The 18,905-nt window shown below is 69.7% G+C and carries 22 protein-coding genes; 6 read left to right on the top strand and 16 right to left on the bottom strand.

The window, feature by feature from the left end; genetic code table 11:
- Positions 1-27: 27 nt before the first annotated feature.
- Both C454_RS16205 and C454_RS16200 read right to left on the bottom strand, forming a co-directional pair.
- Positions 28-1,089, bottom strand: a complete 1,062-nt coding sequence (locus C454_RS16205; RefSeq protein WP_004977332.1) for an iron transporter — start codon at positions 1,087-1,089, stop codon at positions 28-30.
- Complete coding sequence (locus tag C454_RS16200) at positions 1,086-1,757, bottom strand: SCO family protein (RefSeq protein ID WP_004977331.1); 672 nt, start codon at positions 1,755-1,757, stop codon at positions 1,086-1,088. The genes C454_RS16205 and C454_RS16200 overlap by 4 nt, the downstream gene beginning before the upstream one ends.
- Before the next feature lie 145 nt (positions 1,758-1,902).
- Between C454_RS16200 and C454_RS16195 the strand changes: the two genes are divergently transcribed.
- Positions 1,903-3,201, top strand: coding sequence for a DUF7405 family protein (locus C454_RS16195; protein ID WP_004977330.1), 1,299 nt, complete (start codon positions 1,903-1,905; stop codon positions 3,199-3,201).
- Between the two features lie 42 nt (positions 3,202-3,243).
- On the opposite strand, the gene C454_RS16190 is transcribed toward C454_RS16195, so the two are convergent.
- From C454_RS16190 to C454_RS16180, 3 genes are all read right to left on the bottom strand, one after another.
- A complete protein-coding gene (locus C454_RS16190) occupies positions 3,244-3,936 on the bottom strand; it encodes a cytochrome c biogenesis CcdA family protein (protein ID WP_004977329.1) in 693 nt (230 codons plus the stop codon).
- Positions 3,936-4,532 (bottom strand): TlpA family protein disulfide reductase, encoded by a 597-nt coding sequence (locus tag C454_RS16185; RefSeq protein ID WP_004977328.1) that lies wholly within the window; start codon positions 4,530-4,532, stop codon positions 3,936-3,938. Before C454_RS16185 ends, C454_RS16190 begins: the two co-directional genes overlap by 1 nt.
- Before the next feature lie 133 nt (positions 4,533-4,665).
- Entirely contained in the window at positions 4,666-5,349 is a 684-nt protein-coding gene (locus tag C454_RS16180) for a DsbA family protein (protein WP_004977327.1), read from the bottom strand.
- Between the two features lie 193 nt (positions 5,350-5,542).
- On the opposite strand from C454_RS16180, the gene C454_RS16175 reads away from it, so the two are divergent.
- Positions 5,543-5,920 (top strand): 2Fe-2S iron-sulfur cluster-binding protein, encoded by a 378-nt coding sequence (locus C454_RS16175; protein ID WP_004977326.1) that lies wholly within the window; start codon positions 5,543-5,545, stop codon positions 5,918-5,920.
- Positions 5,921-5,933: 13 nt separating this feature from the next.
- On the opposite strand, the gene C454_RS16170 is transcribed toward C454_RS16175, so the two are convergent.
- Complete coding sequence (locus C454_RS16170; RefSeq protein WP_004977325.1) at positions 5,934-6,509, bottom strand: NUDIX hydrolase; 576 nt, start codon at positions 6,507-6,509, stop codon at positions 5,934-5,936.
- A 161-nt stretch (positions 6,510-6,670) separates the two neighbouring features.
- On the opposite strand from C454_RS16170, the gene C454_RS16165 reads away from it, so the two are divergent.
- Both C454_RS16165 and C454_RS16160 read left to right on the top strand, forming a co-directional pair.
- On the top strand, positions 6,671-6,874 hold the full coding sequence (locus C454_RS16165; RefSeq protein ID WP_004977323.1) for a hypothetical protein: 204 nt from the start codon (positions 6,671-6,673) through the stop codon (positions 6,872-6,874).
- 35 nt (positions 6,875-6,909) lie between these two features.
- Complete coding sequence (locus C454_RS16160) at positions 6,910-7,338, top strand: RNA-binding protein (protein ID WP_004977322.1); 429 nt, start codon at positions 6,910-6,912, stop codon at positions 7,336-7,338.
- A gap of 33 nt (positions 7,339-7,371) precedes the next feature.
- Here C454_RS16160 and C454_RS16155 read toward each other — a convergent pair whose 3' ends face one another.
- Both C454_RS16155 and C454_RS16150 read right to left on the bottom strand, forming a co-directional pair.
- Complete coding sequence (locus C454_RS16155) at positions 7,372-7,935, bottom strand: thioredoxin family protein (RefSeq protein WP_049905243.1); 564 nt, start codon at positions 7,933-7,935, stop codon at positions 7,372-7,374.
- 81 nt (positions 7,936-8,016) lie between these two features.
- Positions 8,017-8,442, bottom strand: coding sequence for an EamA family transporter (locus C454_RS16150; protein WP_004977319.1), 426 nt, complete (start codon positions 8,440-8,442; stop codon positions 8,017-8,019).
- Positions 8,443-8,639: 197 nt separating this feature from the next.
- Here C454_RS16150 and C454_RS16145 point away from each other — a divergent pair, with 197 nt between their 5' ends.
- Positions 8,640-8,837 (top strand): DUF7501 family protein, encoded by a 198-nt coding sequence (locus C454_RS16145; RefSeq protein ID WP_004977318.1) that lies wholly within the window; start codon positions 8,640-8,642, stop codon positions 8,835-8,837.
- 37 nt (positions 8,838-8,874) lie between these two features.
- Here the strand turns inward: C454_RS16145 and C454_RS16140 are convergent, their stop codons facing one another.
- The gene (locus C454_RS16140) at positions 8,875-9,321 is read right to left on the bottom strand and encodes an ester cyclase (RefSeq protein ID WP_004977317.1); all 447 of its coding nucleotides are present in this window, start codon (positions 9,319-9,321) and stop codon (positions 8,875-8,877) included.
- Between the two features lie 149 nt (positions 9,322-9,470).
- Here C454_RS16140 and C454_RS20840 point away from each other — a divergent pair, with 149 nt between their 5' ends.
- Positions 9,471-9,623, top strand: a complete 153-nt coding sequence (locus C454_RS20840; protein WP_004977316.1) for a hypothetical protein — start codon at positions 9,471-9,473, stop codon at positions 9,621-9,623.
- Between the two features lie 43 nt (positions 9,624-9,666).
- Here the strand turns inward: C454_RS20840 and C454_RS16135 are convergent, their stop codons facing one another.
- The 7 genes from C454_RS16135 to C454_RS16105 form a co-directional block, all read right to left on the bottom strand.
- Positions 9,667-10,905 (bottom strand): MFS transporter, encoded by a 1,239-nt coding sequence (locus C454_RS16135; protein ID WP_004977315.1) that lies wholly within the window; start codon positions 10,903-10,905, stop codon positions 9,667-9,669.
- A gap of 66 nt (positions 10,906-10,971) precedes the next feature.
- Positions 10,972-11,862 (bottom strand): DUF58 domain-containing protein, encoded by an 891-nt coding sequence (locus tag C454_RS16130; protein ID WP_004977312.1) that lies wholly within the window; start codon positions 11,860-11,862, stop codon positions 10,972-10,974.
- A 7-nt stretch (positions 11,863-11,869) separates the two neighbouring features.
- Positions 11,870-12,892 carry an AAA family ATPase gene (locus C454_RS16125; protein WP_004977310.1) on the bottom strand — a complete coding sequence of 341 codons (1,023 nt, stop codon included), beginning with the start codon at positions 12,890-12,892 and terminating at the stop codon, positions 11,870-11,872.
- Entirely contained in the window at positions 12,885-13,721 is an 837-nt protein-coding gene (locus C454_RS16120) for a DUF7502 family protein (RefSeq protein WP_004977307.1), read from the bottom strand. The genes C454_RS16125 and C454_RS16120 overlap by 8 nt, the downstream gene beginning before the upstream one ends.
- Before the next feature lie 124 nt (positions 13,722-13,845).
- Positions 13,846-14,469 carry a hypothetical protein gene (locus C454_RS16115; RefSeq protein ID WP_004977305.1) on the bottom strand — a complete coding sequence of 208 codons (624 nt, stop codon included), beginning with the start codon at positions 14,467-14,469 and terminating at the stop codon, positions 13,846-13,848.
- Positions 14,466-16,913, bottom strand: coding sequence for a VWA domain-containing protein (locus C454_RS16110; protein ID WP_004977303.1), 2,448 nt, complete (start codon positions 16,911-16,913; stop codon positions 14,466-14,468). The genes C454_RS16115 and C454_RS16110 overlap by 4 nt, the downstream gene beginning before the upstream one ends.
- The gene (locus C454_RS16105) at positions 16,913-18,709 is read right to left on the bottom strand and encodes a vWA domain-containing protein (RefSeq protein ID WP_004977301.1); all 1,797 of its coding nucleotides are present in this window, start codon (positions 18,707-18,709) and stop codon (positions 16,913-16,915) included. Before C454_RS16105 ends, C454_RS16110 begins: the two co-directional genes overlap by 1 nt.
- Positions 18,710-18,905: the final 196 nt, after the last annotated feature.

Here is an 18,905-nt window from a genome sequence, read left to right as displayed (position 1 = left end):
CCCTGTCCTTGTTCGACTCGGTTGCCGTTACCCGAGGCGAACGGGGTCGAATTCGAGAAAGGCCGTCTCGTAGCCCTCGTGGCGGGCGACCTGCGGCGGCACGTCCACCGCGAGGTCCGCGGTCGCGTCGTCGCCGGCGAGCCCCGGAACCGACGCGCCGTAGTGGAAGCCGAGGTCGGCGTCGAGGCCGGGTTCGAGCCGGCCGTCGAAGCGGGTCGACCCGCCGGACGCGACGGTCGCGGTGAGCCCCAGCCGCGGGACGAGAAGGCGGTTGTAGGGCGTCTGCGGGGAGACAGCGAGGTAGGGGTCGTCGCCGAAGCGGTCGGCATCGAGGACGGTGCCGACGAGTCGGAGGCTGCCCGTCGTCGCCGACCCGAGCGCCGTCCCCGGAAGCGTCTCGGGGGCGCGGCCGAGGGGAAGCCCGTCCATCTCCATCGGCTTGACCGCGCCGAGGTCGCCCTGCTGGTCGTCGAGCGTCGTGTACGGGAGGTCGTCGCGGTCGCGGGCGCTGTACTCGAAGTCCAGCGTCGCGGTCGCCGGGGAGTCGAACCGGCCGACGAGGTCGCCGAACAGGCGCAGGGAGGGCGCGCCCACGTCCACCGTCACCTCGTAGGTCCCGTCGCCGTCGAGGCCGAAGTTCGAGCCGTAGTGAAAGCCCATCCGCTGGGAGAGCATCGCGTAGACGACCTCCTCGCTCACGAGGTCGCCGTCGCGGGCGATTTCGAGCGAGAGGCCGGTGTCGGGGACGACGACGCCCGTCTCGGCGTCCCAGACGGACGCCATGAGATGCACGTCGTCGCCGGCCTCGACCGAGATTTTCGACGTGCCGAAGCCGTCGCCCTCGTCGGACATCACCCAGAACCGGTGGGGGTAGCTGTAGAAGACCCCCACCCGGAGGTCGCCGGCGTCCGCGCTCCCGACCATGCGCATCCCCTCGGTGTGGGTCGGGACGTACACCTCGTCGGGGCGGTTCGAGACGACCGGCGGTTCGTTCGACGTGTAGAGTCGACCGAGTTCGGCGAGACAGCCGGAGAGCCCGGCGGTTGCGACGGTCCCGCTCGCCGCGAGAAACCGACGCCGACTCGTCATGCCTCCCGGAGCGCGGTGAGGTCGTCGATGAGCGTCTGTTCGTCCGGTTGGTTGCCGCGGTAGGTCCGCTCGACGTAGCCGTCGTCGTTGACGAGCGAGACGAGCCCGAGGTGGGTGAACATGTAGTTGCCCTCGTCGTTCGGCTCGTTCTTCTGGAAGAAGACGCCGAACTGGTCTTCGACGACCGACTTCGCCTCGGCCTCGTCGGCGGGGCGGAGGAAGTGCCAGTTGCCCGCGTCCATGTCGACGTTCATCTGGTCGGCCTCCGCGCGGAAGGCGTCGGCGTCGTCGCGGGCGGGGTCGAACGTGATGGGGTAGAACGACACCTCGTCGGCGTAGCCCTCGCTGACCGAGTGAATCTGGACCTCTCGGAGCGCGCTGATGAGGACCGGACAGACGGTCATGCAGTTGGTGAAAAAGTACGTGTGGAAGTGCGGCACGTCGATGTCGCGCACCGACACCTCGCCCCCCGCGATGGGGTCCGCGAGCGTCACGTCGGGGACCTGCTGTCCCCACGCCGGGTAGGGGAGGTCCTCGCTGGACACGTCGTTCTCGCGGTCGGGCTTCGACAGCGAGACGTTGGGATTGGCGTCGCCGCCGCCGAGACAGCCCGCGAGACCGAGCGCCGCGCCCGCCCCCGCGGCGCGGAGATACGTTCGTCGTTTCATTACCCACCGCTAGCGGCCCGATACTCAAATGCCGTTTGGTGTGCGTTTCGAACGCCAGCGCGCGTGTTCTCGTCTCGCACGACCGCGGCGAAATCTTCGACGCACACACCAGAACGGACTTCCCCGAGAGGTCCCTAGCCGGGGTATGTTCGACGGGTCTCCGTCCCGCCGGGAGTTCCTGAAGGCCGCGGTCGCGGCCGGGGGCGCGGCGGCGCTCTCCGCCTGCCTCGACAGGGCACCGGACGACCCCGTCCCGGCGGGGACCGACGCGTTCGAGACGCTCCCGAGCAGACAGCACGCGTGGAACGAGTTCTGCCGGGCTGACGACCACGGCAACGTCGAGATGCCCCGGCATCAGGTGCTTCTCTACCTCGACCTCGCGGGCGAGGGACCGCCCGCCGAGGCCGACCGCGAGGCCGTCGAGAACGCCTTCCGCGTCCTCGACCGCGCCTACGAGCGGAGCCACGAGGGCGTCATCTGGTCGGTCGCCTACTCCCCGCGGTACTTCGACCGCTTCGACGACCCGCTCCCGGCGGGCGTGGACCTGCCCGAACCGCGGGCGCTGTCACCCTTCGAGACACCCGAGTTCGACCGGCAGGACGCGCTCGTCCACCTCGCGTCCGACCGCGCCGACGCGGTCCTCGAAGCCGAACAGGCGCTCCGCGGCGAGGTCGACGAGGCCAACGGCGTCGCCGTCGACGCCGACCTCTCGGGGGTCTTCTCAGTGGACTCCAGACGGACGGGCTTCGTCGGGGCCGGCCTCCCGGCGGAACACCAGTCCGACCTGAACGGCGTCCCCGACGGGAACCCCGTCCCCGAGGAGTCGCCGCTGTTCATGGGGTTCAAAGCCGGCTTCGCCAAGAATCAGGCCACCGAGGAGTACGTCACCATCGACGAGGGGCCGTTCGCGGGCGCGACCACGAAGCACGTGGCGAACGTCCGCCAGCGCCTCTCGGACTGGTACGACGAGGAAGACCGCTACCATCGGGTCATGAAGCTGTTTTCGCCTGCCCACGCCGAGCAGGACCTCGTCGAAGGCGTCGGCGACAACCTCGGCGACGACAGCGGCATCGACGCGATGCTCGACAGCCTCCGCGACGACGCCTTCGAGTTCGGCCACGTCGGCCACGCCCAGAAGGCCGCCCGCGCCAACCGCGACGACGAGGGCAACGTCAAACTGCTCCGCAGACACTTCGAGTCGGCCGACGACGGCGTGGCGAGCCTGCACTTCCCGTCGCTCCAGCGCGGCATCTCCGAGTTCGAGGCGGTCCGCGAGGCGATGAACGGCACCGACCTGACCGACGTGCCGACCGTCCGCCAGCGCGTCAACAACGGCATTCTGGAGTACATCTTCGTCAAGCGCCGCGGCAACTTCCTCGTGCCGCCGCGGGAGATTCGGTCGCTGCCGACGCCGACCGGCGAGGCTCCGGGGCTGGGCGACTGAGTCGGCCGCCGCGGGCTATCGGGCGGCCGACCGCCCGCCCCCTCAGACGTGTCCCAAGAACGACAGCGCCAGCCAAATCTGCCAGAGACCGGCGAGCACCATCACGCCCGCGGCGACCTTCTGGACCGAGCCGACGTGGCCCGACAGCGACCGGATTCGGTCGCCGCCGAGCGCGGCCGCGACGGTGACGACCGCGAGCGGGAGCGCGGCGGCCGCGGCGTAGGCCCCCAGCGAGACGACCGCCTGCGGGGTCGGGAGCGCGAGCGACTGCGTGACGACGCCGAGGAAAATCGGGACGACGCAGCCGGCGGCCGCGAGGCCGTACACCGCGCCGAAGACGCCGAAGCCGGTCACCGACGACCGGTACTCCGGGAGGACGACGTGGAGGCTCGGCGCGCGACCGGAGAACATGAGGACGCCGAAGCCGACGAGGGCCACGCCGACGAGCGGTTCGAGGAGCGCGAGGTGCGAGGCGATGCGGCCGCCGACGACCGCGAGCGCGCTCCCGATAGCGCCGAGGACGAGCAGGGCGGCGAGCGAGGCGACCGACCCGCGGACGGCCGCGCCGCCGAGGTCGGCCTCCTCGCGGGAGAGGTAGTAGCCGACGTAGCCCGGGAGAAGCGGGTAGGCGCAGGGCGCGAAGAAGGTGGCGACGCCCGCGCTGACGGCGAACGCGAGCGTGCCCGCGAACCCGGGGTCGAGTCCCAGCACGGGACCGAGACCGAACCCGGGCATCAGGCGACGTCCTCGACGGCGGCGCGGAGGTTCTCCTCGCTGGCGAGGCCGCGGTGGGTCCACGACACCTCGCCGTCGGCGTCGAAGACGACGAGGTACGGGAGGCCGTTCGCGCGGACCGCGCGCATCAGGTTACTGTCGGGGTCGTGGCCGACCGTCCAGTTCCCGTCGTGTTCCGCCCACCAATCGCGGATGTCGTCCATCGTGAGGCCGCCGCCGAGGCGCTCGTTCGTCACCGAGACGAACGCCACGTCGTCGCCGAACTCCTCGTGGAGCGTCCGAAGCGACTCCATCTGGGCGACGCAGGGCGCACACCACGTCGCGAAGAGGTCGAGGACGGTCGGCGTCCCGTCCGCCGGGATTCGAGCCTCGCCGGCCGTCGAGCCCTGCGCCTCCACGGTGTCGACGACGAGCGGGAGGTCGCCGGAGTCGGGCGACGCGGTTGCCGAGGCAGTTCCGGTGCCGTCGTCTCCGGTTCCGGCGGTCGCTGTGGTCGTCTCGGCGGACCCCTCGGGGGTCGAACCGTCGCCGAGACAGCCCGCGAGGCCGGCGACGCCCGCGCCCGCGAGAAGAGAGAGGAGGGCGCGTCGTCTCACCGGTCGTCACCTCGTCGGGGTCGGCGGAGCGGTCGCGTCGCGTGCATACTCGTGGCTAGTGAATCTCTGCGTAAAGAGTCGCTGGTGTCGTGCGCGAATCCCGCGAGAGAGGTAGTGTGCGAGTCGAAACCGGTTATCGAGCGTCCTCGACGGCGCTCTGGAGGTCGGACCACCGCGGGGGGACCTGCTCGCCGTCGACGAGGACGGTCGGCGTCCCCTGGAATCCACGCTCGTCGACGGCATCGGTTCGTTCGGCCTCGATGAGCGGGCGGTAGCGTTCCCGGGAGGCGGCCGCGGCGACCGAACAGCCGTCGAGGTCGGCGTCGTCCGCGAGCGACCGGAGCGTCGAGAGCGAGCCCTCGGCGTCGCCGCCGGTGAACTCCGACTGGTTCTCGTAGAGCGTGTGGGCGAACTCGAAGAAGGTCTCGTCGTCGGCCTCGTCCTGGACGGCGCGGGCTGCCGAAGCGCCCTTCCACGACCACCAGTCGTCGACCGGAATCGGGAGGTCGTGGTGGCGGTAGCGGACGACGCCCTCCGAGACGTACTCGGACCGGAGTTGCGGAGCGACCTCGACCGCGAAGGTCGCGCAGTGAGGGCAGGCGAAGTCCTCCCAGACGTCGACGACGACGCTCGCGTCCTCGGCCCCGATGACGGGCGTGGGGAGCGAATCGACCGTGTCGCGTGCGGGGACCTCGCAACCGATGGCGGCGACGGCGTCGTCGCCGGAACCGCCGCTTCCGCCGCCGAGACAGCCGGCGGTTCCCAGCGTCAGCGCACCCGCCGTGGCGGCGAGGTACGCGCGTCGTGTGTTGCGCATGGTCGGGGTCGGGGACGAACGAACTTAGATTCTCCGAGGCGAATCGCGGGGTTTCGGAGGCCCTTGCCGCTTTTCGTGGTTCGGTTCGGGAACCGCGGCGGCGGCGCGGTGGACGGTCGGCGGCCTTTTGCCGGCTCTCTCCCGTCGTCGCTCGAACGACACCGCTTAAGCCTCGCGTGGCGTCACCCGACACGTGCCAACCGTCCACTTTCGCGGCCGGGAAATCGAGTGCGACCGCGGGGACGTGCTCCGCGACGTGCTTCGAGCGGCCGGCGAACCGCCGCACAACGGTCACTCGTCGTGGTTCAACTGCCGCGGCGGGGGCTCGTGTGGCACCTGCGCCGTCCGGGTTCGCGGCCCTGTGACCTATCGGACGAAAAAGGAGCGCCGCCGGCTCCGGTTCCCGCCGCACGACTCCGACTCGGGGCTCCGACTCGCGTGCCAGACGGTCGTCCTCGGCGACCTCTGGGTGGAGAAGTACCCCGGGTTCTGGGGCCAACGCGTCGAAGCCGACGAGAGCGAAACGGGAGACGCGCAGGACGCGGAAGACGCGCAGGGACCGACCGGCTGAGCCGGCGGCCCGGTCAGTCGCCGGCGACGTGGTCGTACCACGACAGCAGGTCGTCGCGGTCGCGGGTGTCCGGCGGGAGCTCCGAGACGCGGAACCACCGCGCGGCCGATATTTCCTCGTCGGGGTCGTTCACGCTGAGCTCCGCGGCCTCGTCGGCGCGGGCGCGGTAGACGGGCATCACGCCCCACGTCTGGTGGCCGTCGCAGCGGATGTCGACGCGGGTGGCCATCGCGAGGCCGCCGTAGTCGGCGGTGATGCCGGCCTCCTCGGCGAGTTCGCGCCGGGCGGCCTCGGTGAACCCCTCGTCGCCGTCGACGCCGCCGCCGGGGAGGACCCAGAGGTCGACGCCCTCGTGGCGGACGAGCAGTATCTCGTCGTCGCGGCGGCGGACGACGGTGTGGACGCCGTAGGGCGTCCCCGTGGACTTCACGCGGGCGGCGAGCGTGCGAAACCGCGGGCGGGAGACGCGGCGGGTGTGGACCGGTTCGAGGTAGTCGGCGTCGGCGTGGCTCCGGCGCAGGCGGTGGTAGGCCTGCTCGGCGCGCTGGCGCGCCTCGTCGGCGAGGAACCACAGGTCGTCGACCGTCATCGGCGCACGGCCGGCGGTCGATGTGCGAGCGGGCGACTCGGCATAGCTCACGGTTCGGCGCGGCTCCACAAATCGGCTTCGACACGCGCCGTCGCGAGGTGGAGCCGGCGACTTCGCGGCCAATCATCGCCCTTTTATCCGGTGACGCGGAACCTGTGCGTATGAGCTTCGAGAAAGACGACAAGGTCGTTCTGCACGACAAGCACAGCGAGTTCGACGGCGAGACCGGGACGGTCACGCAGGTCATCGAGAGCATGTTCGGCGAGCCGACCTACACCATCAGCTTCGACGAGGGCCAGGAGGTCGGCATCGCGCAGGACCAGCTCGAAGCCGCCGACGCCGACGACGAAGCCGACGAAGAGTAAGCGACCGACACCGACCGACGCCTCTTAGACCCACTATGCCACGCGTTCCGTTCCACTACATCGACCTCCGAACGTTCTGTTACGAGACGGAAGACGAAAAACGGGTCGAGGAGGCGCTGCGGACGTTCCTCCCCGACGAGTTCGACGTCGACCGCGTCGAGAGCACCGGCCACCACGGCGACCGCATCATCGTCTTCTCCGCGCGCGTCGAGCGCGCGAACGACGTGCGGCACGTCCTCGCCAAGATTCGCGACCTCCCCGACTTCGAGACGCTCCTCGACGAACTCGACCAGCGCGTCACGGACAACACGGAGTTCTTCCTGCGGCTGGACAAACAGGCCGCGTTCAAGGGCGAGGCCCGCCGCGGCGGCGGGCTCACGCTCCGCGCAAAAGTCGAAGCCTATCCGGCGAAGAAAGAAGCCGCGGTGGAGAACGCCCGGGAAGCCCTCCTCGGCGACGAGTAGGGCCGCAAGTCGGACGAGTGCGGTCGCGCTATTTTACTGGTCTTTCCACTTGATGGAACAGCCCTGCGAGGGGGACTCCTCGACGGGGATGTCGTCGCCGGCGAGGAGCGCCTCGACGGCCGTGCGCATCTCGTAGTCGGTCACCTCGTCGTCGGGGCTCATCGCGTCGTCGATGCGGGAGTGGAACGCGAGTTCGAACCCGTCGCCGGTGTTCTCGAAGAGGAACGGGTCGGGCGTGCAGACCGCGCCGTACTCGGCGGCGACTGCCTGCGACTCGTCGCGGAGGTAGGCGGTGTACCCAATCGTGCCGTCCTCGACGAGTTCCTGCATCTTCTCGAAGGAGTCTTCGGGGCGGTCCTCGGCGTCGTTCGGGTTGATGCCGACGACCGCGAGGTCGTCGTAGGCGCTCGCGAGGTGGTTCAGTTCCTCGAACTTCGCCTTCGCGTACGGGCAGTGGTTACAGGTGAAGACGAGGAGGAGCGCGTCGTCGTCGGCGAACGACGAGAGGGAGTACGTCTCGCCGTCGGTGCCGGGGAGTTCGAAGTCGGGTGCGGCGTCGCCGCGTTCGAGTTCGGAGTCGGATTCCAGGAGTACCATGTCGGCGCGTTGGCCCGCGAGCATCAAAAGCGGTTGGCCCGCGGCAGTTCCGCGTCGCCTTCGGCGGCGGTGTGAGCCCGCTCAGTCGATGGAGACGAGGGCGATCGCGAGGACGGCGAAGCCGATACCGGCCGCCTTACGAACCGTCAGCGGCTCGCCGAGCGCGACGATGCCGACGACCGACGAGAGCGCGAGGAACATCCCGAAGATGGGGGCGACGATGGAGACGGGACCGAGCGCGAGCGCCCGGTAGTACGCGAGGATGCCGACCGCGAGGCAGACGCCAGCGCCGAGGACGTAGGGGAGCTTCGAACTCACGACCGAGTCCGTGACGCTCTGCCCGGAGACGACGATGACCCCGACGGTTCCCACGACGAGCACGCTGTTAGCGACCAGCGCGGCCACGTCGCTCGGAATCTTCCCCTGTCCCGTCGTCGCCACTTTCATCAGCGGCGCGACGAGGGAGTAGGCCCCGAGCGCGACGACCGCCCACGAGATGTAGTTCACGGATAGAACGGGGTCCCGAGTCGTGTATAGGGTTACGATTCGGCGTCGAAACCGCGCGAACGAGCCGGGATAACACGGGGACGGAATCGGAGTACTCGGTTTAGAATCAAGTACAAAATTCTCCTCCAAGTAGACGAAGTAGACCACATACGGGCCACGTGCAAATTTTTATCAAGTATTATCGCATATTGGTGTGTATGTCCCAGGAAGTACAACCCTCGGTCATCGCGCACACGTGGGACGACCCGACTCGGTGTCCGTTCTGTCTCGACGAACTGGAGAGCGAAGGAGAGGGGTTCATGAACCACCTCGAAGAGAGCCCCATCTGTCAACAGGGGTTCGGCATGTGGCGCGACGCGGTCGCCGACGACGTTCGCGGCGAGTGGTCCGGATAGGCGGCCAAAAACGGTCGTTTTTCGCGACTCGGTCGGCTCACTCGGGAGCGACGCCGAGTTGCGACAGCATGGTCATGATGTCGGTGCTGTTCCACTCTTCGACGCACAGGCCGCCCTCGTAGCGTGCCTGCACCATACCCCACGTGTCCATCTTGCGGTGGGTCGCGGGGATGTCGCCGCGGGCGCTTCGGAGCGTCCCGTCGTGGGTGCCGGTCAGGTGATACCGGGCGTACACGCTGTCGTCCCGCGCCGCCACGTCGAACAGTTCCACGTGGAAGTCGGAGAAGGCGTCGTGGTACCGCCGGGCCCACTCCTCGACCGCGTCGGTCCCGATGATGCCGTCGGGGTCAGAGAAGGCGTGGACCTCGACCAGCGGGTCGTACTCCTCCCTGATGACCTCGTAGTCGCGTTTGTTCCACAGTTCGTCCGCCACGCGCAGGAACGACGCTCGGTGCTGTTGTTCTTTCTCGGATGTTGCTGCCATTTCCACCACCGTTCGGAGAGACGCGAGGCGACCGCTTAGTTATGAATTGTTGTCATCATGAACGTGGCCGGAGAAGGGAATCGGGATTCGGGCTCCCGCGACCGCGAAGTGTCAATGGAATTATCACCGCGGAGACGAAATCGCGGGGCATGTCCGCTGCTGTCTCGCCGATTGCGGTGTTCGTTCCGGCGCTCGTCTTCGGCGGCGCGGGGTTCGCGTTTCTGGGGCCGTTCGGTGCCGGGTTCGGCGCGGCCGTCGGCATCGCGCTCGGGGTGCTCGTGGGTCGAGGAGACGAGTACTGAGCGCGAACCACCGGAGTAACCGCCGCGAGCGAACGCGCCGTCGTCAGTCGCTCGGGGTCGCCTGCGGCCGCCGCGCCGACCCGTCGACCCGGCCGAGGAGCCACCGGGTCAACCCGAACGAGAGCAGGCCGAGGACCGCCACGACGCCGAAGGTGACGCGCACGCCGGCGAGGTCGATGAGCGCCCCGAACGCCGGTGGCGCGACGGCCCCGCCGAGCGAGATGCCGATGGTGACGACGGCGAAGTTCTTGCCGAGGTCGGCGCGCTCCGAGAGGCGGTCCGCGAGGGTCGACCGCGCCGGCCGGGAGACGCTGATGGTCCCGCTGAAGGGGAGAATCAACACGACGAGCGCGAGCGGGAGCGACCCGCTCGCCAGGAGCGCCGCCAGTCCGGCGAGCGCGGCGTAGCCGCCGAGGGCGACGTTGCCGGGGCCGACGCGGTCGGTGAGCGCGCCGCCGACGAGAATCGTCCCCGCGCCGACGACGAGCATCCCCGAGACGAGGAGGTTCGCCGTCCCCGGCGCGAGTTCGTAGCCGGCGGTGAGCAGTTGCGGCGAGTACGTCCGGATGCACCACGCGGCCGCCGAGGTGAGAAACGAGAGGAGCGCGAGGCCCATCAGCCCCGCCGACGAGAGGAGTGCCGACGCGCCCCGCCGAACGCCCGCGAGCGTGGGGCGAGACGACGGGCGGTCCTCCGTCGCCGGCTTCTTGATTCGCTCGGGGAAGCCGCGGGCGACCGGGAGCGCGACGAGCGCGAACGCCGCGCCGAAGACGGCGATGGCCGCGACGGTCCAGCGCCAGCCGAACCCGAGCGCGCCGACGCCGGCGGCGATGGCGTACGAGACGGCGAAGCCGAGCGACCCGCCGAGGGCGTGCAGCGAGTACGCCCGCCCACGGTTCGTCTCCGAGGAGGCGGTCGCCAAAAGCGGGTAGTGCGCGGGGTGGTGGCCCGCGATGCCGACGCCGAGGAGCGCCTGCGAGGCGAGGAGCCACGGGTACGAGGGCGCGAGCGCGGTCGCGGCGATTCCCACCGCGCCGACGACGAGCGAGACCGCGAGGACGAGCGTCCGACTCCGCGCGTCCGAGAGGTAGCCGAAGGGGAGTTGCAGGAGCGTCACGACCCCGCCCTGAACGCCGATGGCGAGGCCGACGGCGGCGATACTCACGCCGAAGTCGTCGGCGACGAGGCCGATGACGGGCGCGAGCGCGACGAGGTAGGCGTGGTTGACGACGTGCGAGCCCGCGACGAGGCCGACCACGCGGCGCTCCTGTGTCTCCGTCACACCGGCCAATGGGGGGTGATTCGTGAAAAGCCCGCGGTCCGCGGCGATGTTGGTCCCGGGGTCGGATTAGCCGCGGCCGCGACGTTCCCCGCCGAGGCGCGCGCCGAGCCAGAGGTCGGCGAACGTGTCGAAGAAGTCCGCGCCGGTGTCGACGAGTTCGCGCTCGATGCCGAGCGCCTGACACCGCTCGTCCACCGCCGCGAGATGCGATTGGAGTCGGTCCGTGTACTGCCGCGCCGCCGACCCGCCGAAGTAGGTCCGGCGGGTCGCCTCGGACTCGGGGTCCTCGAAGATGGCGTCGCCCGTCGCCTCCGGGCCGAGTTCCTCGGGGGTGAGCACCTGCGCGACGAGCACGTCGTTCCGCGCGAGCGCGGCGAGGCCGGAAGCGACGTCGTCGGGGTCGAAAAGCAGGTCGCTCACGACCACCACGAGCGACCGCGAGCGGATGGTCTCGGCGTAGGTCGAGAGCGCGGCCGTGATGTCGCCGTCGCCGCCGGGCGTCGTCTCGTTGAGGCGCTCGACGAGCCGGAGCACCTCGCCGCGGCTCGACGCGTCGGTGTCGATGCGGTCGGGCAGGTCGCCGAGGAGCGAAAAGCGGAAGTCGTTGTTCTCCTCGGCCGTGAGGTGGCAAAAGCCGAGGCCGAGCTTCGCGCCGTACTCGAACTTGTTCGCGTCGCCCTCGCCGAAGTCCATCGAGGCCGAGGCGTCGAGGAGGACGTGGACCGTCAGGTTCCGCTCGGCCTCGAACCGCTTGATGAACAGCTCCTCGGTCCGGGCGTACACTTTCCAGTCGATGAGCCGCGGGTCGTCGCCGGCGGCGTACCGCCGGTGGTCGCTGAAGGTGAGCCCCTCGCCCACGTCCGGCGACTCTTGGTCGCCCTGCCGTCGGGCGTTCGAGACGCGCTTCAGCGAGGTGTCGAAGCGGTCGAGTTCGTCGAGGAAGCCGGGGTCTATCATCGGTTCGTCACTCGTTCAACAGCCGCGCAATCACGTCGTCGGGGTCGAGCCCCTCGCGCTCCGCCCGGAAGTCGAGGATGATGCGGTGTCTGATGACCGGTGGGGCCATCTCGACCACGTCCTCCCACGAGACGTGGGTGCGCCCGTGGACGAACGCCCGCGCCTTCGCGGCGAGGACGAGCGCCATGCTCGCGCGGGGGCTCGCGCCGAACTCGACCTGCTCGTCTTCGCGGGTCTTGCGGACCAGTTCGATGGTCCGGTCGCGGATGTCGTCGGAGATGGGGACCTGCCGCACGAGCCGTTGGGCCGCGAGCAGGTGGGTCCGCGGCAGGACGCGCTCGACTTCGGGCGACGCGCCGCCCTCGGCGTACTGCTTGACGATGGACCGCTCCTCGTCGAACTCGGGGTAGTCGACGAGAATCTTCATCAGGAAGCGGTCGGTCTGCGCCTCGGGGAGCGGGTAGGTTCCGCCCTGGTCGATGGGGTTCTGCGTCGCGAGGACGAAGAAGGGGTCCGGAAGCTCGTAGGTCTCGCCCGCGGCGGTCACCTGCTTTTCCTGCATGGCTTCGAGGAGCGCGGCCTGCGTCTTCGGCGTCGCCCGGTTTATCTCGTCGGCGAGGACGACGTTGGCGAAGATTGGCCCGCGCTCGAACACGAAGTCCCGACCGTCCGGCGTCTCGCGGATGATCTCGGTGCCCGTGATGTCCGAGGGCATCAGGTCGGGCGTGTTCTGCACCCGCGAGAACTGCAGGTCCGTCGCGTCCGAGAGGGCGCGCACGAGCGTCGTCTTCCCCAGTCCGGGGTTCGATTCGAGCAGCGCGTTGCCGTCGCAGAGGACGCAGACGAGGAGTCGCTCGACCACGTCGTGCTGGCCGATGATGCGCTTTCCGACCTCGTCTTTGACCGCCGCGACGCTCGCCTGGAGGTCCTCGATGCTGAGGTCAAGGTCGTCGTCTGTCTCGACCGCGATATCGCCTTCGGCCGCGGTCTGCTGTCCGTCGTCTCCGAGCCAGTCTCGTTTGTCACTCATCGTCGTTCTCTCGTATCTTCAGGGTGTAGTCGCGAATCAGGTCGGCCTCTTCGAGCGTGTCGTCGGCGAGGTAGCCGGCGCGCTGGCTCTCGACGGCGCTGTCGCCGCCGTAGCCGGTCGAGTCGTAGGCCGCGGCCGACGACTCCGGTCCGTCGCCGCTCCCGCCGGTCCCGGCGACGGTGGCGTTCAACTGCTCCGAGCCGGCGTCCACGTCCTCGGGGTCGCCGAGAATCGAGCTCCCGTTCTGGAGCCCCGTCTCCTCGTCGGGTTGGTCGAGGCCCTCGCCCGCCGGCCCGCCGTCGCCGGCGAGTCCCTCGAACTGGATGTCCGAGACGGCCACCTGGATGCTCCCCGCCGAGAGGAGCAAGGCGACGAGCAGCGCGCCGACGATGCGGCGGGTCGGCAGGAGCTCAACCGACGACGACTCCCGCAGGCGGGACAGCACGTCGTCGTAGAGCGCGACCGACATGCGCGAGTCGCGGTTCGGGTTCCCCTCGTCGGCGACGAGGTCGCGGGCGGTCCGAAGCGCCTCGGCGACCGAGGGGTTCACCGCCTCGAACTGCTCGACCGGCGGTACCCGCATCAGGATGAGGTACTCCGCGACGCCGACGAGGAGGCCCACCGCGAGGGCGATCGGGACGGCGACGTGGACCGAGACGGCCGGGTCGACCCGCGGGAGGAAGCCGAGCGACACCGACGACTGGACGGGTAACTCGACGACCCGGAACGCGATGTTCGCCAACAGCGTCGCGACCGCGGCGTCGACGACGCTGGAGACGACGGCGGCCTTCACCGCCTCGCGGCGGACCTCGCTGACGGCGTCGGCCATCGCCTCGCGGCGGGTCGCTCCCGATTCCGAGCCGGCGGCCGTGTCTGGTGCGTCGGACGCGTCGGGTGCGTCGGAAGCATCAGGAACGTCGCTGCCGTCGGTGCCCGGTTCGGGCGGGGGTGATTCAGACACCGCTGCACACCGCCGGTTCGTTGCCGTCTTCGAACTCGGAACAGGCCCGCCGGAGGTCGGATTCGAGGTCGTCGACCCGGTCTTCGAGGTCGTCGATGTCGGACTGGAGCGTCTCTATCTGGGCCTCCAGTTCGGCGTTCGTCTCCTCCAGTTCCTCGTTATCCGTTTCGAGGTCGTCTATCTGGTTTTCGAGCCGGTTGCGCTGTTCTTCGAGTTCGTCGAGCGTCGCCGTGAGTTCGCTGATACGGTTGCGGGCGTCTCGGAGATTGCTTTCGGTCTCTTGGAGTTCGCTCCGCGTCGACGACAGCTCGCTTTGGGTCGATTCGAGCTGCGACTCCGTGTCTTCGAGGTTGTTCGCGACCTGCGAGACGTCGCCGCGGGTGCGTTCGAGGCTGCTGTTCAGCTCCTGGAGCTCCGCTTGCGTCGCCGACAGATTCTGTCGGGTTTGCGAAAGGTCCTGTTCCAGCGCCTCGTTTCGCTCGCGCAGTTGCTCGTTTTGCTGGTCGAGCGAATCGACCGAGTACTGGTAGAACATCGTCGCGCCGACGGTTCCGGCGGTGAGGAGGACGACGACGAGGACGAGACCGAGGTTCAGGGACCGACCCAGGGAACTCATATCAGACCACCTTCACTTTGCGTTCGACCCCGATACACTTGAAGACGCCGGACGAGCACCTCGGCGAGGTAGAGGAGGAACGCGGCGGCGACGAACGCGGCCGCCCAGTCGTCGCGGACGGGTTGGACGCCGGCGGCGTTGTCGCGGGCGGAGGCGGCGATTTCGGCCGCGTCCTCGGAGTCGTACATCGTCCCGCCGCTGTCGGAGACGGCGGCTTCGAGCGCGGCCGACCGACCGAACCCGGCGTACTCGGCGGGGTAGTTCACCGCGAAGGCCGTGTCGAGCACGTTCCGGTAGCCCGTCTCCGTGGGGACGACCGTCGCCTCGTAGACGCCGGAATCGACCGCCGAGAAGGACAGCCCCTCGACGCCCCGCGGGCGCTCGCCGCCGCGGTAGACGACGGTCGTCGGCTGGTCGACGCGGGTGTCCGCCACCTCGGCGACGCCGGTCGCCTTCCGCTCCGGGTCGCCGATGACGTAGTTCGTGGACTTCGTGAGCAGGAGCGAGTCGGGGCTCCGGAGCAGGCCGTCGAGCGTGCCGTCGCCCGCGTACGTGGTGATGGTGGCGACGCGGCCGAGGCCGTAGCGCCACGAGGCGACTGCGGGGGTCCCGTCGTCGGCCGCGACGAGGAAGTTCGCGCCGCTCCTGACCGACACGTCGTTGACGCTGCCGGGGTTCGCGGTCAGTTCGACGCCGGCGGTGACGAAGTCGTTCTGGTCGACGACCGTGAGGCCGTCGCCGGCGTACTGGCGGTTCGACCCGCCGAAGAGGATGCGGAGTCGGTCGGTCTCGTCGGCCCTGAGGTAGTTCCCGCCGGACGCCCGCGCGATGGTCCGGAGGGTCTGTTCGTTCGGGCTCGGCCCGGTCCCGATGGTGATGACGCGGACCCCGTCGCGGCCGAGTTGGTCCGCGACCCTCGCGGCGTCCTGGAACCGGTCGTGTCCGTCGCTGATGAGGATAATCGTCCCGCGCCTGTCGCCGAGTTGCTGGGCCGCGCCCTCGAGGCCGACGGAGATGTCGGTCGCGCCGCCGGACTGGAGCCGGCGGATGAGGTCGGCTGTCGACTCGCGGTTCGGCCCGAGCGGGCGGAGCGGCGAGACCTCGTAGGCGCGGTAGTTGAAGCCGACGATGCCGACCTGGTTCTCGTCGCCGAGCTGGTCGAGCGCGTCGAGCGCGACCGACTTCTGGACGCGCATGCCGCTTTCCGCGCTGCCGGACACGTCGATGGCGAAGACGAGGTTCGTCTGCTGGGACGTGCCCTCGCCGGTCGTGACCGGGAGCATCGACGCGAGGCTCGACCCGTCGTAGCCGCCGTTTTCGAACGAGTTGCGCCCGCCGACGGTCAGGAGACCGCCGCCGTCGATGACGAACCGCTGGAGCGATTCTGTGTTGCCAACGTCCTCGGCCCGGATGTCCTGCAAGACGACGGCGTGGTACGCCGAGAGGTCGGCGGGGACGGCCTCGGCGGTCTCCACGTCGTACAGCTCCGAGAGGTAGTCGCGGAACGGGTAGTCCCCACGGGAGACGTACAGCACCCGCGGCGGCTCGACCACGCGGACGGTCTTGCGGAACACGTCGTTCGTCTGGAAGCGGTCGTCGCTCTCGATGCGGGCGGTGACGCGGTGGGTGCCGGTGGTCTCGAACGTCTGGGAGAACTCGACGCCGCCGGTCGTGTTGACCACCTCGCGGGCGACTTCCTCGCCGTCGACATCCACGACGAGTTCGACGGTCGCGCCCTCGGCGTCCTCGGGAACGACCCCGTCGACCTGCGCGAGGAACGCGTTCTCGACGCCGACGCTGGTCTTCGACGGGCCGCTGACGGTGACGTAGTGTTCGGCCTGGGTCGGTTCGAGCGCGACCGCGCTCACGGTCGCGTTGAGGTCGCGGGCGAGCGTCGTCGCGGACGCGAGGCTCCGCCCCGAAGTGACCCGCCCGTCCGAGACGAGGACGACCGTCCCGTCCGGTCTGAGGTTGGCCGCGACGGCGTCGCCGATGGGCGACTCCTCGCCGCGGGCGACCGTCGAGGTCGTGACGGGGACGCCCTCGGCCTCGATGTCCGCCGCGAGCTGCGACGACACGTCCTCGGTGACGGCCGCGCTGTCGGAGTCGTCGACGAGGAGCGTCACCTGCGGGTCGCCGTCGGTCATCCGCGTCGTGACGGTGTACGGGCCCGCGGCCGCGACGACCAAGCACAGGACGACGAGGAATCGGGACGCGAACAGGAGTCGCCGGGAGCGCCCGCCGGCGGTCCCGTCCGCCCCGCGGAAGATGAGTGCCCACGCGAGGAGCGCGGCCACCGGGAGCGCGACGAGGAACAGCGGGCGCTGCACGCCGATTGTCCGACCGGCGGCCTCGACGGTCCACGCGAGGGGAGTCAGCGGGGAGCCGGAGGCGACAGAGCCGAGCGCGGTCAGCGCGGCCGACGTCGATCCGAGCGCCGCCATCAGAGGTCACCCCGCCGGCGCAGGTAGGCCAACTCGACCATCGTCGCCGCGAGCGCGACCAGCGCGGCCCACTTGGTCAGCGGGTCCGGAACCTCGCGCTCTTCGACCCGCGTCGGGTAGTCCGAGGGGGCCGACTCGCCGTCGAGCGGCGCGGCGACCACGTCGGACTCGGCCTCGCTGAGGAGCGACGCCGCGAACCGCTCGTCGCCGAGGCGGTAGAAGCCGGCGTCGGCGAGGCGGACCTCCGGGCCGGTCGCCTCGCCCGCGGGCGTCTCGACGGTCTGGTTCGCGCCCGCCGCGAGCGACCCGCCGGTCGCCCGGTTCAGTTCGGAGAGCGTCGAGCGCCCGGCGAGGTAGAACACCGAGCGCTTCCAGAACACGGGGTACTGGTAGTTGTACTTGAACGCCGAGCTGTCCTCCATGAAGCCGTAGTAGAGGACGCGGCCGGCTCCGCGGCGCTCGACGGCGACGAGCGAGGTGCCGCCGGTCGTGGTCACGAGCGACTGACCCGACCGGAGGTCGCCGGCAACGTACTCGGTCGGCGGCGGGAAGGTGATGTCGCGGGTTATCTGGTGGCTCTCGACGGTCCCGATGGTCGGGTTCGTCTCGATGCTCGCCTGCGAGACGAGCTGCAGGTCGCCGTAGTTCGGCGACTCCTCCTGTGCCTGAATCGCCACGCCGCCGCCGTCGGCGACGACCTCGCGGCCGGCCTCGACGTTGCCCGAGAGCAGGCGACCGGGGTTGACGTTGCTGTAGATGACCACGTCGTAGTTCGTCGAGACGGCCGTCGGCGGGTTGTCAACGGTCAGCGACACCTCGGGGATGACCGACAGCGCGGCCGTCAGGTAGCGGTTCTCGTCGTTCGTGAGGACGAGCACGTCCACCGAGGCGTCCTCGGGTGCCGCGACGTACAGCGCGTCGTCGGTCGGGAAGGCGTCGCCCGGCGAGAGTTCGGCGCGCCCGCCGCCCGCGGGGACCGGAAGCGTCGCGGTCGTCACGTCGCCGGGGTCCATCCGGATCTCCCGCGTGACGCCGGCGAGAGAGAGCGTCCGAGTCGCCGCCGAGTCGCCGTAGTTCTTCACCGTCACGGTGACGTTCGTGCCCGAGAAGCGCCGGTCGACGATGCCGACGTTGCCCTGTCCGCCGCCCGCGAACTGCCGGAGTTCGACCACGAGGCCGCGGGCGCGGGCCTCGCGGACCGCGTCGCTCCACGGCGAGTCGTCGGCGAAGTCGCTCAGGACGACGACGCGGGCGTCCTCGCCGGCGATGGAGGCGGCGGCGGTAATCGCGGAGCGGAGGTCGCCGGGTGCCGCGCTCGCGCGCAGGCCGTCGAGGGCGGCGCGGGCGTCGGTCGCGCTCCCCCGGCGGAGCACCACGTTCGCGTTCGACCCCGCCGCGACGACTGAGGTCGTGCCGGAGACCTCGTCTCGCGCCGCCGCGAGGGCGCTGTCGAATCGAGTCCCGCCGCCGTCGCGGACGCCCATGCTCGCGCTCGTGTCCACGACGAGGACGGTCTCTTGGACCGTCTCCGACTCGGGAACCATCACGTACGGCGTCGCCAGCGAGCCGACGAGCGCGACGAGCGCGAGCAGTTGGATGAGGAGGAGTAGGCTCCGGAGCAGGCGGTCGAAGATGGGGTTCGACGCGTTTCGTCCCGCCGAGTCCGCGAGGAACCGGAAGGTCGGGAGGGTGCGCCGGACCGGCTCCGGCCGCAGCAGATAGAGGATGACGAGGGGGACCGCCCCCAAGAGGGCGACCAACCCGAGGGGAAACAAGAAGAACTCGTCGAGGGCCATGCCCGACCCGTGGCGCGCCTCCGGTATGTCTGTTTCCCTATTTGTTGACACGTTCCGAAATATCGACCTATCGGAATACGTGACTGTTCGGAGCGACCGCCCGCGGCGACTCACCCGTAGGATTACTGCCGGGAATTATATTGTCAAGCGAAAGTACGTCATTGCATAACAATGCACTCAAAGCATAACACGACAC

The sequence above is a fragment of the Haloferax gibbonsii ATCC 33959 genome (assembly GCF_000336775.1).
In the GTDB taxonomy this organism is placed as follows: Archaea; Halobacteriota; Halobacteria; order Halobacteriales; family Haloferacaceae; genus Haloferax; species Haloferax gibbonsii.
This window is presented reverse-complemented; position numbering and strand designations above follow the sequence as displayed.

Excerpts from the sequence above, each read along its gene's own strand:
- C454_RS16205 (WP_004977332.1), bottom strand. The coding sequence starts at position 1,089 with ATGACGAGTCGGCGTCGGTTTCTCGCGGCGAGCGGGACCGTCGCAACC.
- C454_RS16200 (WP_004977331.1), bottom strand. The coding sequence starts at position 1,757 with ATGAAACGACGAACGTATCTCCGCGCCGCGGGGGCGGGCGCGGCGCTC.
- C454_RS16195 (WP_004977330.1), top strand. The coding sequence starts at position 1,903 with ATGTTCGACGGGTCTCCGTCCCGCCGGGAGTTCCTGAAGGCCGCGGTC.
- C454_RS16190 (WP_004977329.1), bottom strand. The coding sequence starts at position 3,936 with ATGCCCGGGTTCGGTCTCGGTCCCGTGCTGGGACTCGACCCCGGGTTC.
- C454_RS16180 (WP_004977327.1), bottom strand. The coding sequence starts at position 5,349 with ATGCGCAACACACGACGCGCGTACCTCGCCGCCACGGCGGGTGCGCTG.
- C454_RS16170 (WP_004977325.1), bottom strand. The coding sequence starts at position 6,509 with ATGACGGTCGACGACCTGTGGTTCCTCGCCGACGAGGCGCGCCAGCGC.
- C454_RS16165 (WP_004977323.1), top strand. The coding sequence starts at position 6,671 with ATGAGCTTCGAGAAAGACGACAAGGTCGTTCTGCACGACAAGCACAGC.
- C454_RS16160 (WP_004977322.1), top strand. The coding sequence starts at position 6,910 with ATGCCACGCGTTCCGTTCCACTACATCGACCTCCGAACGTTCTGTTAC.
- C454_RS16155 (WP_049905243.1), bottom strand. The coding sequence starts at position 7,935 with ATGGTACTCCTGGAATCCGACTCCGAACTCGAACGCGGCGACGCCGCA.
- C454_RS16145 (WP_004977318.1), top strand. The coding sequence starts at position 8,640 with ATGTCCCAGGAAGTACAACCCTCGGTCATCGCGCACACGTGGGACGAC.
- C454_RS16140 (WP_004977317.1), bottom strand. The coding sequence starts at position 9,321 with ATGGCAGCAACATCCGAGAAAGAACAACAGCACCGAGCGTCGTTCCTG.
- C454_RS20840 (WP_004977316.1), top strand. The coding sequence starts at position 9,471 with ATGTCCGCTGCTGTCTCGCCGATTGCGGTGTTCGTTCCGGCGCTCGTC.
- C454_RS16130 (WP_004977312.1), bottom strand. The coding sequence starts at position 11,862 with ATGATAGACCCCGGCTTCCTCGACGAACTCGACCGCTTCGACACCTCG.
- C454_RS16125 (WP_004977310.1), bottom strand. The coding sequence starts at position 12,892 with ATGAGTGACAAACGAGACTGGCTCGGAGACGACGGACAGCAGACCGCG.
- C454_RS16120 (WP_004977307.1), bottom strand. The coding sequence starts at position 13,721 with ATGGCCGACGCCGTCAGCGAGGTCCGCCGCGAGGCGGTGAAGGCCGCC.
- C454_RS16115 (WP_004977305.1), bottom strand. The coding sequence starts at position 14,469 with ATGAGTTCCCTGGGTCGGTCCCTGAACCTCGGTCTCGTCCTCGTCGTC.
- C454_RS16110 (WP_004977303.1), bottom strand. The coding sequence starts at position 16,913 with ATGGCGGCGCTCGGATCGACGTCGGCCGCGCTGACCGCGCTCGGCTCT.
- C454_RS16105 (WP_004977301.1), bottom strand. The coding sequence starts at position 18,709 with ATGGCCCTCGACGAGTTCTTCTTGTTTCCCCTCGGGTTGGTCGCCCTC.